Consider the following 12,116-nt stretch of genomic DNA (forward strand, 5'->3'; position numbering starts at 1 on the left):
CTCAACGCTCCTGACGCGGACCGGGGTCCGCGGGGATGACAGTGGACGACCCATTGGCCGAGGCACCGGCGGACACCGCCGGACGACCCCGTCCAGCGGCCTGCGGTGGGGGGGGCCACGGGATGCGGTCGAGGCTCGGCGCCTCGGCCAGCTTGCGCTGCTCGGCCTCCTCCAGCTCCCGTTGGTGCCTCGCGCCGCCGGGATCGATGAGCGCGACGATCAGCAGGATGCCGACGACCACGCCAAACCCGACGAGCCAGGGCGTGCGGTCGTCCACGTGCTTCTGGTAGACGCGGAAGGTCGCGACGGCCAGCACCCAGACCAGACCGACCGGGATGAGCACCTTCCAGCCGAAGCTCATGAACTGGTCGTACCGCAGCCGCGGCAGCGTCCCGCGCAGCCAGATGAAGAAGAACAGGAACGCCAGCAGCTTGAGGACGAACCAGATCAGCGGAACCCAGCCGGAGTTCAGACCGGACAGGCCGGGGATGGGCGGAGGCTGCCAGCCCCCGAGGAACAAGGTCGTCGCGATCGCCGAGACGGTGACCATGTTGATGTACTCGGCCAGGAAGAAGAACGCGAACTTGATGGAGCTGTACTCGGTGTGGAACCCGCCGACCAGTTCGCCCTCGGCCTCGGGGAGGTCGAAGGGGGTCCGGTTCGTCTCGCCGACCATCGAGATGCAGTACAGGACGAACGACGGCACCAGCACGATGTACCAGCGACCCGACTGGCCCGCCACGATGCCRGAGGTCGACAGCGTGCCGGCGTAGATGAACACCGCGACGAACGCGAGCCCCATCGCGACCTCGTAGGAGATGATCTGCGCGGCCGAACGCAGCGAGCCGAGCAGCGGGTAGGTGGACCCGCTCGACCAGCCCGACAGAATGAGCCCGTAGACGCCGAGGRAGGCGGCTGCCAGCAGGTAGAGCACGCTCACCGGCAGGTCCGCCAGTTGCAGCGTGGTCCGCTCCCCGAAGATCGAGACCTCCGGGCCGAAGGGGATCACCGCGAAGGCGAGGAACGCCGGCACCGCGGAGACGATCGGCGCCAGGATGAAGATCGGCTTGTCGGCGAGTACCGGGATGAGGTCTTCCTTGAGCATCAGCTTGGCGCCGTCGGCGAGGCTCTGCAGCCAGCCCCTCGGGCCGTGGCGGTTCGGGCCGACCCGCTGCTGCATCTTCGCGACGACCTTGCGCTCGAACACGATCGCGAACAGCGTCATCAGCAGCAGGAAGGCGAACACCGCCACGGCCTTGAGCAGGATCAGCCAGAACGGGTCGTCGGCGAACGCGTGCAGGTCCGGATCCGCGGCCGCGGCCCAGACGAGCGTGGACGGGGTGGCGCTCATGCGCGGCCTCCGGGAGTGTCGTCCCCGGCGGGGGTGCCGTCCTCGGCAGGGGGATCGTCCTCGGCGGGGCCCACCCGGACGAGGACCCCGGCGTCCCCGGCGAGCGCCCGGCGCACGTGCGAGCCCGGCGAGTGGGTCGGCACCCAGACCACCCGGTCGGGCATCGCCGTGACCTCGACGGGCAGGGTGATCGAGCCACGGGAGGCCGTGATGGTCACCCGTCTCCCGGCCACGGCGCCGATCTCGGCGGCGGTCGCGGCGGACAGGCGGGCCACCGCCGGGCGCGCGGTGCCCGCCAGGTAGGGCTCGTCGGCCTGCAGAGCGCCGTCGTCGACGAGCTGGTGCCAGGTCGCGAGCACCGCCTCACCCACCCCCGCGACGGGCGGCTCGGCGATCGGCTCCGACGGTGCGGGCACCCGGCTCACGCCGTCGCCGGCCCGACCCAGGGCGCGCAGCTCGCGGGCGGCCGCGCCGGCGTCGGGCAGGCCGAGGTCGAGGCCCATCTCGGCGGCAAGCAGGTGCAACACCCGGACGTCTGGCAGGGCCGGGGTGTCCAGGGCCCGCTGGAACGGTCGCAGCCGGCCCTCCCAGTCGACGAACGAGCCGGCCTTCTCCGCCACCGGGGCGATGGGCAGAACCACGTCCGCGACCTCGGCGATCGACGACCGGCGCAGCTCGATCGAGACGCAGAACGGCATCCGGGCGAGCGTCGCGAGCGCACTCGCCGGATTCGGCAGGTCCTCCGCGTCAACGCCGGCGACGATCATCCCGTCGAGCCGCCCGGCCGCGGCGGCAGCCAGCATGCCGTCGGTGTCGCGGCCGGGCGCGCCGGGCAGCGGACCCCCCCAGACCTCCTCGACCTCGGCGCGCCCGGCGGCATCCGTGACCGGGCGACCGCCGGGCAGCAGCGAGGGAAGCAGTCCGGCCGAGACCGCGCCGCGGTCACCGGCCCGCCGCGGAACCCAGGCGAGCGAGGCACCCGTCGCCTCGGCCAGCCGGACGGCCGCGGACAGGGCCCCGGGGAACTCCGCGGCCCGCTCGCCCACCAGGATCACCGCCCCCGGCGCCCGCAGGGCCCGCGTGGTCGGTGCTTCCGGCCCGCCCCGGTCGGGGGCGGCGAGCGCGTCGAGGACGGCCGCCTCCTCGCCCGGCCGCGTCGGCACGAGGGTGCCGGCGAGCTTGGTCAGCCCCCGGCTCGCCAGGGGGGCGAGCGCGTGCACGGCCGCGGCGTGCTTGTCCACGGCCTTACGCAGCCGCAGGAAGACGATGGGCGACTCCTCCTCCGGTTCGAAGGCCACCAGGAGCACGGCCGGGGCGGCCTCGAGATCGGCGTAGGTGACGCCGATGCCGGTACCGGCGACGGCATACCCGAGGAACTGCTCCTCCTCGGCGGAGTGCGGCCGGGCCCGGAAGTCCACGTCGTTGCTGGCCAGCGCCACCCGGGTGAACTTCGCGTAGGCGTAGGCGTCCTCGCGGGTCAGCCGCCCGCCGGTGAGCACCCCGACCCCGCGCCGGTCCCGGCACTCGGCCAGCCCCCGCGCGGCGTACTTGAGCGCCTCGCTCCAGGAGACCGGGACGAGCTGCCCGGTGTCGTCGTCGCGGATCAGCGGGGTGGTGAGCCGATCGGCCGCGCGCGCGTAGGTGAAGGCGAACCGGCCCTTGTCGCAGTTCCACTCCTCGTTCACCGCCGGGTCGTCGCCGGCGAGGCGACGGGTCACCCTGCCCCGGCGGTGGTCGGTGCGCAGGGAGCAGCCCGACGCGCAGTGCTCGCACGCCGTGGGCGTGGAGACCAGGTCGAAGGGCCGGGCCCGGAAGCGGTAGGCGGCGCTGGTCAACGCCCCCACTGGGCAGATCTGCACGGTATTGCCGGAGAAGTAGGAGGAGAACGGCTGCCCGTCGCTCACCGCGACCTGCTCGGCGGCGCCCCGCTCGAACAGCTCGATGAACGGGTCCCCGGCGATCTGGGCGGAGAACCGGGTGCAGCGGGCACACAGCACGCAGCGCTCCCGGTCCAGCAGGATCTCGGTGGAGATCGCCAGCGGCTTCGGGTACACCCGCTTGGTCTCCTTGAACCGGGAGACYGCGCCGCCGTTCGCCATCGACTGGTTCTGCAGCGGGCACTCGCCGCCCTTGTCGCAGATCGGGCAGTCGAGCGGATGGTTGAGGAGCAGGAACTCAAGCGTGCCGGCCTGGGCCTTGCGGGCGACCGGCGAGGTCAGCTGGGTCTTCACGACCATGTCGGCGGCCACCGTCGTGGTGCAGGAGGCGACCGGCTTGCGCTGGCCCTCCACCTCGACGATGCACTGCCGGCAGGCTCCGACGGGGTCGAGGAGCGGATGGTCGCAGAACCGCGGGATCTCGATGCCGAGCAGCTCGGCCGCGCGGATGATGAGGGTGCCCTTGGGCACGCTCACCGACAGCCCGTCGATGGTGAGGGTGATGAGGTCKGGTGCGGCCGGCTGGGCCGGCTCGGAGGCGCGAGGCCTGGATGGGGCGACGGTCATGATGGTCAGTGCGCTCCCGCGTAGGCACCCGGGGCGGACGCGGGCGAGCCGTCGCCGGCCGTGGCGTCTCCCGGGGTGGGGTTCGGCTTCGTGGTCACCGCACTCACCGGGATRAACTCGTCCCGGAAGTACTTGATCCCCRAGACGATCGGGGAGGTGGCCCCGTCGGCCAGCGCGCAGAATGCCCGGCCGAAGATGTTGTCGCAGGCGTCGACGAGGGTGTCCACGTCCTCGGCGTCGCCTTGGCCCCGTTCCATCCGGGACAGGATCTGCACCATCCAGGTGGTGCCCTCGCGGCACGGAGTGCACTTGCCGCACGACTCGTGCGCGTAGAACTGGGTGAGCCGGCGGACGACCTTGAGCATGTCGACCGTGTCATCCATGATCATGAGTGCGGCCGTGCCAAGCAGCGACCCGGCCTCCTGCATGCCCTCGAAGTCGAGCGGCGCGTCGAGGTGCTCGGCGGTCAGCATCGGAGTGGACGACCCGCCCGGGGTCCACGCCTTGAGCCCGTGACCGCCCCGCACGCCGCCGGCCAAGTCGAGCAGCTCCCGCAGCGTGGTGCCCATCGGGGCCTCGTACTGGCCGGGCCGGGTCACGTGCCCGGACAGGCTGTAGATCTTCGGCCCCGGCGAGCGCTCCCGGCCCATTGACCKGAACCAGTCCACGCCGTAGTTCACGATGTACGGCACCGACGCGATCGTCTCGACGTTGTTGACCACCGTCGGGGAGGCGTACAGGCCGTGCGTCGCGGGGAACGGCGGGCGCAGCCGCGGCTGGCCGCGACGGCCCTCCAGGGAGTCGAGCAGGGCTGTCTCCTCGCCGCAGATGTAGGCGCCCGCGCCGGAGTGCACGACGAGGTCGAGGTCGAAGCCGCTGCCGAGGATGTCCCGGCCGAGGTAGCCGGCCCGGTAGGCCTCGGCCACGGCGGCCTGCAGCCGACGGGCCGCGTGGATCAGTTCGCCGCGCAGGTAGACGAACGCCCGGCCGGCCCGCACCGCGTAGGCCGCGATGATGATCCCCTCGATGAGCGAGTGCGGGTCCGCCATCATCAGCGGCGCGTCCTTGCAGGTGCCCGGCTCCCCCTCGTCGGCGTTGATGACGAGGTAGTGCGGCCTGCCGTCGCCCTGCGGGATGAAGCCCCACTTCATCCCGGTGGGGAAGCCGGCGCCGCCGCGCCCCCGCAGCCCGGAGTCCTTCACCAGCTTGATGAGGTCGTCCGGGGCCATCGCGAAGGCGGTGCGCAGCGCGGTGTAGCCGTCGAGGCGGGTGTAGGTCTCGATCGTCCACGACTCCGGCGTGTTCCAGCGCCGGGTGAGGACCGGGGTGACGGGCATTGTCAGCTCCCCTTCCGTTCCGAGGAGGCCGGGGTCGTCGGCGCTGGAACCACCGCGGGCGGCGGCCCGGCAGGCGGTGGGGCGGCGGGCCGCGGCGCCGCCGCGTCGGCCACCACGCCGTGGGTGACCAGCGGCGCGGGCGCCTGCTCGGCGCTCCAGCCGGCCGCCTCGGCCACGAGGAGACCCACGACCGACGGCTCGCCGACCCCCGGGCCCGCGACGCCCTCCGGTCTCGGATCGCCGAACCCGGCGAGCTGGCGGGAGACCTCGGCGAACGAGCACAGCGGACCGCCGCGGGTCGGCGCCGGCCGCCGCCCCGCTCGCAGGTCCTCGACGATCGCCTGGGCGGAGTCGGGGTCGACCTGGTCGTAGAACTCGTAGTTCACCGTCATGACCGGTGCGTAGTCGCAGGCCGCGAGGCACTCGGCGTGCTCGAGGGTGATCGACCCGTCMGGCGTCGTCTCGTCATGGCCGACCCCGAGGAGCTTCGAGACCCGCTCGTAGACGTCCTCGCCACCGAGCAGCGCGCACGACAGGTTCGTGCAGACCGAGACGAGGTAGTCCCCGACCGGATGCCGCTTGTACATCGTGTAGAAGGTCGCCACCGCGCCGACCTCGGCCCGGGTGATGCCCAGCACGTCCGCGCAGAACGCGACGCCCTGCGCGGTCACGCATCCCTGCTCGGCCTGTACCAGGWGCAGCAGCGGGAGCAGGGCCGAACGGGATCGGCCGGCTGGGTACCTGGCGATGATCTCCTGCGCGGCCGCATGGGTCTCCGGCGAGAACGCCATCAACGATCAACTCCCCCGAGCACCGGGTCGACTGAGGCGACCCCGACGATCACGTCCGCCACCTGGCCGCCCTCGGTCAGCGCCGGGACGGCCTGCAGGTTGACGAAGCTTGGATCCCGCACGTGGACGCGGAAGGGTCTCGTGCCGCCGTCGCTGACCACGTGGTAGCCGAGCTCTCCGCGCGGCGACTCGATCTGGGTGTAGACCTGACCGGCCGGGACGCGGAATCCCTCGGTCACCAGCTTGAAGTGATGGATCAGGGCCTCCATCGAGGTCCCCATGATCTTCCGGATGTACGCGAGTGAGTTGCCCGTCCCGTCGGACCCGACAGAAAGCTGGGAYGGCCAGGCGATCTTCTTGTCGGCGACCATGACCGGGCCGGGACGCAGCCGGTCCAGACACTGATCAACGATCTTGAGTGACTCGCCCATCTCCTCCAGCCGCACCAGGTAGCGGGCGAAGGAGTCGCCCTCCAGCGCGGTCGGCACGTCGAACTCGTAGGTTTCGTAGCCGCAGTAGGGCATGGTCTTGCGCAGGTCCCACGGCAGGCCCGCGGCGCGCAACACCGGGCCCGTGGTCCCCAGCGCGATGCAGCCGGCCGCGTCGAGAACGTTGACGTCGACCATCCGGGCCTTCCAGACTGGCTGGCCGGTGAGCAGCGCGTGATACTCCCTGATCCGCTTCGGCATGTCCGCGAGGAACGCCCGGATGGCCCGCTCGGCGCCGTCGGGGAGATCCTGGGCGAGGCCCCCGGGCCGGATGTAGGCGTGGTTCATCCGCAGCCCGGTGATGAGCTCGAGCAGGTCGAGGACCTTCTCCCGCTCCCGGAAACCGAAGATCATGGCGGTGGTGGCGCCGAGCTCCATGCCGCCGGTCGCGAGCCACACCAGGTGCGAGGCGATCCGCTGGAGCTCCATCACCATCACCCGGATCACCGTGGCCCGCTCGGGTACCTGCTCGGTGATGCCCAGCAGCCTCTCCACCGACAGKCAGTAGGCCGCCTCGTTGAACAGCGGCGAGAGGTAGTCCGCCCGGGTGAGGAAGGTGACCGCCTGAGTCCAGGTGCGGTACTCACAGCTCTTCTCGATGCCGGTGTGCAGGTAGCCGATGACGAGGCGGGTCTCGGTGACCGTCTCGCCCTCGATCTCCAGGACCAGGCGGAGCACCCCGTGGGTCGACGGGTGCTGCGGCCCCATGTTGACGACGATCCGCTCGTTCTCCTCCTCGCCGACGCCGAGGATCTGCTCCCAGTCGCTGCCGGTGACGGTGTAGACCCGCCCGTTCGCCGACTCGGTGAAGCCGGCCTCGTAGGCCGGATGCTCCCCGGGTCCGCCGACGGTCCCGGTCGGGCCCCCGACGCCGTTCGCGCCGTCGGGGGCCCCGGTGCCGTTGGGAGCCCCGGTGGTCAGATCGTCCGTGGTGGAGGAAGTCGACGTGTTGGTCGTCATAGCGAACCTCGGATGTCGCCTCGTGGGATGTCGCCTCGTGGGATATCGCCTTGGCGGTGCCGCCGGCCGGCCGGGGCCGGACGCGGGGTCACGAGTAGCTCCGGCGCTCGTCTGGCGGCGGGATCGTGGCACCCTTGTAGTCGACGGGGATGCCCCCCAGCGGGTAGTCCTTGCGCTGCGGGTGCCCGATCCAGTCGTCCGGCATCATGATCCGGGTCAGGCCCGGATGACCCGTGTAGACGATGCCGAACATGTCGTAGGTCTCGCGCTCGTGCCAGTCCGCGGTGGGCCACACCGAGGTCAGGCTCGGCACGGTGGGATCGGCGTCGGTGACGGACACCTCGACCCGGACCCGGCGACGGTGCGTCATCGAGGTCAGGTGGGCCACCGAGTGCAGGCGACGGCCGGTGACGTCGTCCGGGTAGTCCACGCCGGACAGCGAGGACAGCAGCTCGAACCGCAGGTCGGGGTCGTCGCGCAGGGTTTGCCCGACGGCGACGAGGCTCTCCCGGCGCACGTGGACGGTCAGCTCCCCGCGGTCCACCACCACCCGTTCGACGGCGTCGCCGAGCTGGGGGAAGGCACGTTCGAGCGCGTCGTAGACGGCGTCGGCGTCGGCGTCACCGAACGGGCGGGCGGTGGAGCTCAGGATCGGAACGGGCGTGACGAGCCCGCCGAACCCGGAGGTGTCACCGCTGTCACCGGCGCCGAACGCGTCCCGGCGCTGCCCACCCGGACCGCCGGGCACGCCGGCGGYGCCCGGTATCAGGTCGGCGGAGGCTGTGCTCTCGTCGCTCACTGCCTAGATCCCCCGATCCGGGCCGTCGACATCACCGATGCTCTCGGTGGTTGGACCGGGCCCGTGCGCCCGGGCCTCGTCACTCGGCTTGGGGTCGACCGGTATCCGCTTGGCGCGCCCGAACACCGACGGCGGCGCGAGGGCGGCGGGGCGGCGGGTGTCCAGGGCGGGTTCGACCGCCCCGCCACCCGTCGGCGCCGGCGCCCCGGCCGGGATCGAGAAGCGCTTGCGGTCGTTCACCGAGAGGGTCCGGGTGTCGAACGCGCCCTCCGGCAGACCGGCCCGGGCGGTGGCCACCTCGATGGGTTTCGGATACGGCGAGGAGCCGATCTTCGTGTGCTCGATCCGGCCAGAGATCGGGCCGKCGAGGATCTTCTCGTGCAGCTTGATGATGGCATCCATGAGCATCTCCGGCCGCGGTGGGCAGCCGGGGAGGTACATGTCGACCGGGACGATGTGGTCCACACCCTGCACGATCGCGTAGTTGTTGAACATGCCGCCGCTGCTGGCGCAGACACCCATCGACAGCACCCACTTGGGCTCGGGCATCTGGTCGTAGATCTGCCGCAGCACCGGCGCCATCTTCTGACTCACCCGGCCGGCAACGATCATGAGATCGGCCTGGCGCGGGCTGGCCCGGAAGACCTCCATGCCGAATCGGGACAGGTCGTAGCGGCCGGCTCCCGTCGACATCATCTCGATCGCGCAGCAGGCCAACCCGAAGGTCGCCGGCCACAGCGACGAGCGCCGTGACCAGTTGGCGAGCTTCTCGACGCTGGCGAGAAGCACACCGCCCGGCAGCTTCTCCTCTAGTCCCATTCCAGACCTCCACGCCGCCACTCGTAGGCGTACGCGACGAAAATGGTCGCCATGAACAACGCCATCGCGCCGAGACCGAATACCGCCAGACTGTCGAAGGCGACCGCCCAGGGGAAGAGGAAGATAATCTCGATGTCGAAGACGATGAAGAGCATCGCGGTGTTGTAGTACTTCACCGGGAAACGCTGCGGTCCGGCCGGGGCCGGGGAGGGTTCGATCCCGCACTCGTATGCGTCGATCTTCGCACGGTTGAACCGGCGCGGGCCGATCAGCGCACCGGCCGCGACCGAACCGACCGCGAACAGGGCCGCGATCACGAGCAGAACGAGGATCGGCACATAGTTCGAGAGCATGCCGAACTCCTCTCCTTCGAGAGTTTGTTACCGGACGTTGGGGTGAAACGGCTCGCCGGTGAACGGACCGCAAACGGTCCGGACTCGGTCCGCGGAACCAGTGGCCATTTCGGACACGTCAGGCCGCGGGAGCGAGCCGGGTCATCGCGTTGATCAGCCGGTCCATCGCATCCCCTCCCCGGGGGTCGGTGAGATTTGCCATGATCTTGAGAACGAAACGCATGAGGACCGGTCTCGGCAACCCGTAGCGGGTACCGAACGCCATAATCGTCGGATTGCCGATGAGCTGGACGAAGAACCGGCCCAGGGTGTAATAGCCCCCGTACCGGGCCCGCATGAGTTCCGGGTACTGGCCGAGTGCCCGCTCCCGCGCCGGACCATCCGGGCGGGYGAGGGCCTGCACGGCGATCTCGGCGGCGTACCGACCGGATTCGAGCGCGTAGGCGATGCCCTCGCCGTTGAAGGGATTCACCATCCCGCCCGCGTCACCGACCAGCAGCACGCCGTCGCGGTAATGGGGGGTCCGGTTGAAGCCCATCGGCAGGGCGCTGCCACGCACCGGGCCGATGGCGTTGTCCTCGGTGTATCCCCACTCCGGCRGCAATGCGGCGAGCCAGCGGCGCAACAGGTCCCGGTAGTCGGTGTTCTGGAAGGCGTCCGTGGTGTTCAGCAGGCCGAGGCCCACGTTGCTCGTGCCGTTACCGACCCCGAAGATCCAGCCGTAGCCGGGCAGCAGTCGGCTCTCGCGCGGCCTGCCCTCCCACAGTTCCAGATGGGACTCGAGGAAGTCGTCKTGCGTGCGGGGGCTGCGGTAGTAGCGGCGGACCGCGACCCCGAGCGGCCGGTCCTCCCGGCGGCGGATACCGAGGGCGAGCGCGATGCGGGCGCTGTTACCGTCCGCCGCGACGACCAATGGCGCCCGGAACGTCACAGGTGCCCGGTCAGTGCCGGTCCTGGCGTGCACGCCGACGACCCGTCCGGTGCGCTCGTCGAGCAGCGGACCGGTCACGGCGGTCCCCTCGTGCAGCCGGGCACCAACCTTCACCGCGTGGCGGGCCAGCAGATCGTCGAAGTCAAGCCGCGGACGGACCAGGCCGTAGTCGGGCCAGCTCGCCAGCTCCGGCCAGGGCAACTCCAGGCGGACGCCGCCGCCAATGATGCGAAGCCCCCGGTTACGGGCCCATCCGGCCACGGGCGAGGTGTCGACACCCATGTCCACGAGGCTGCGGACGGCCCGCGGGGTCAGCCCGTCGCCACAGACCTTCTCGCGGGGGAAGGTCGTCTTCTCCAGCAGGAGCACGTCGAGCCCGGCGCTGGCGAGATGGTAGGCGGCCGAGGAGCCACCCGGACCCGCGCCGACCACGATGACGTCGGCGTCGGCCTTCGACCGGCCGGCCGCACCATCAGCCCTTGTCGTCGCCATGGTCACGAATTGCTCCGGATCTGCTAGACCACTCGTCCCGGGGGCGCCCCACCGGGGGCCCTCCACCTGTGTGCTCGTGAAATTCTTCACGAGCGTTCCCGGCGAGTGTAGGCCTTGCACAGGTCAATCGCACCAACCAGGATGCTGCGAAGAACGGACGGGTTGATTTCGTACACCCTATCGTTACCGTGAGCGATAGTTCGCGGCGCCGGACGCCCGCCGCCGGGGCTCGGCCGCCGATCGCCATCGTGAGCGGCGGGTAAAATCTTCGCCCGATCAGCCTGGATCAGGCCAGCTCACCCGCCTGGTGTCGGTCCGCAACACTCGCCCGGAGCGTGAAGCGCAACGGAGAAACCACGAAGCCGGGCCCCACCGCCCGCCGGTGGCCCATATTCGCCCCCGGGGTGGGATCAGCGCCCGTGCGGGGTAGTCCCTCCACAGGTCACCCGAAACGCGGTGGCTCGTCCGCGGTCGCCGCCGGTGTCCCGACGACACGGACGCATCATCACCCGAACGCCGTCACCCGAACACCGTCACCCAAAGCAGCACGGACTGGGAACGAGAGAACGCGATGACCACCGCAGAGACCGTCGTCATCCCCACCCCCGACGGGCCCGCCCCGGCCACGCTCACCGAACCCGATGGTCCCGCACGCGGCGGCGTCGTCGTCCTCCACGAGGCGTTYGGCCTCACCGAGCACATCACCGATGTCTGCTCGAGGTTCGCGCGCGCGGGCTGGCGGGCCATCGCCCCCGACCTGTTCCACCGCGCGGGCTCGCCCGTCTTCGACTACGACGACCTCGCCTCCGCGGTGAAGATCCTCGATGAGCTCAACGGCACCGACCTTCTCGCCGACATCGACGCCGCGCTGGCCATCCTCGCCGAGGAGGGCACCGCCATCGACCGCTGCGCCGTCGTGGGCTTCTGCGTCGGCGGGAGCATCGCCTTCCAGGCTGCGGTGGCCCGGCCGTTCGGCGCCGCGAGCACCTTCTACGGTGGCGGGATCACCATGCGCCGCTTCGGGGAACCCGCCCAGCTGGATCTCGCCGACCGCCTGCAGGCACCGTGGCTCGGCCTGTACGGCGACCAGGATCCGAGCATCCTCGCTTCGGAGGTGGAGGACCTGCGGGCGGCGACACGGAAGGCGTCCGTGCCCGCCGAGATCGTCCGTTACCCACAGGCCGGGCACGGCTTCCACAACGACGCCCGCGCCGGCGCCTACCACGGCCCGTCGGCGAAGGACGCCTGGTCACGCATGCTGACCTGGTTCGACTCGCATGTTCCCGGCTGA

Annotated in this window: 10 protein-coding genes; 1 reads left to right on the forward strand and 9 read right to left on the reverse strand. The window is 71.0% G+C overall.

All coding sequences use genetic code 11. The features are described 5' to 3' along the window. Position 1 precedes the first annotated feature (1 nt). The 9 genes from nuoH to CcI156_RS00710 all read right to left on the reverse strand — a co-directional run bounded on the left by nuoH (position 2) and on the right by CcI156_RS00710 (position 10,825). Positions 2 to 1,351, reverse strand: coding sequence for an NADH-quinone oxidoreductase subunit NuoH (gene nuoH, locus CcI156_RS00670; RefSeq protein WP_076803968.1), 1,350 nt, complete (start codon positions 1,349 to 1,351; stop codon positions 2 to 4). Beyond that, positions 1,348 to 3,855, reverse strand: coding sequence for an NADH-quinone oxidoreductase subunit G (locus CcI156_RS00675; RefSeq protein ID WP_023839798.1), 2,508 nt, complete (start codon positions 3,853 to 3,855; stop codon positions 1,348 to 1,350). The genes nuoH and CcI156_RS00675 overlap by 4 nt, the downstream gene beginning before the upstream one ends. A 5-nt stretch (positions 3,856 to 3,860) precedes the next feature. Further along, a complete protein-coding gene (nuoF, locus tag CcI156_RS00680; RefSeq protein WP_076803969.1) occupies positions 3,861 to 5,192 on the reverse strand; it encodes an NADH-quinone oxidoreductase subunit NuoF in 1,332 nt (443 codons plus the stop codon). Positions 5,193 to 5,194: 2 nt separating this feature from the next. After that, on the reverse strand, positions 5,195 to 5,983 hold the full coding sequence (nuoE, locus tag CcI156_RS00685) for an NADH-quinone oxidoreductase subunit NuoE (RefSeq protein ID WP_076803970.1): 789 nt from the start codon (positions 5,981 to 5,983) through the stop codon (positions 5,195 to 5,197). After that, a complete protein-coding gene (locus tag CcI156_RS00690; protein ID WP_076803971.1) occupies positions 5,983 to 7,431 on the reverse strand; it encodes an NADH-quinone oxidoreductase subunit D in 1,449 nt (482 codons plus the stop codon). Before CcI156_RS00690 ends, nuoE begins: the two co-directional genes overlap by 1 nt. An 88-nt stretch (positions 7,432 to 7,519) precedes the next feature. Beyond that, a complete protein-coding gene (locus CcI156_RS00695) occupies positions 7,520 to 8,230 on the reverse strand; it encodes an NADH-quinone oxidoreductase subunit C (protein ID WP_076803972.1) in 711 nt (236 codons plus the stop codon). Positions 8,231 to 8,233: 3 nt separating this feature from the next. Then, on the reverse strand, positions 8,234 to 9,049 hold the full coding sequence (locus CcI156_RS27540) for an NADH-quinone oxidoreductase subunit B family protein (RefSeq protein WP_076803973.1): 816 nt from the start codon (positions 9,047 to 9,049) through the stop codon (positions 8,234 to 8,236). Beyond that, on the reverse strand, positions 9,040 to 9,402 hold the full coding sequence (locus CcI156_RS00705) for an NADH-quinone oxidoreductase subunit A (protein WP_011434998.1): 363 nt from the start codon (positions 9,400 to 9,402) through the stop codon (positions 9,040 to 9,042). Before CcI156_RS00705 ends, CcI156_RS27540 begins: the two co-directional genes overlap by 10 nt. 118 nt (positions 9,403 to 9,520) lie before the next feature. Beyond that, positions 9,521 to 10,825 carry a geranylgeranyl reductase family protein gene (locus tag CcI156_RS00710; protein WP_175637526.1) on the reverse strand — a complete coding sequence of 435 codons (1,305 nt, stop codon included), beginning with the start codon at positions 10,823 to 10,825 and terminating at the stop codon, positions 9,521 to 9,523. Between the two features lie 571 nt (positions 10,826 to 11,396). Between CcI156_RS00710 and CcI156_RS00715 the strand changes: the two genes are divergently transcribed. Continuing rightward, entirely contained in the window at positions 11,397 to 12,116 is a 720-nt protein-coding gene (locus CcI156_RS00715; RefSeq protein ID WP_011434996.1) for a dienelactone hydrolase family protein, read from the forward strand.

The organism is Frankia sp. CcI156 (assembly GCF_001983015.1).
In the GTDB taxonomy this organism is placed as follows: Bacteria; Actinomycetota; Actinomycetes; order Frankiales; family Frankiaceae; genus Frankia; species Frankia casuarinae.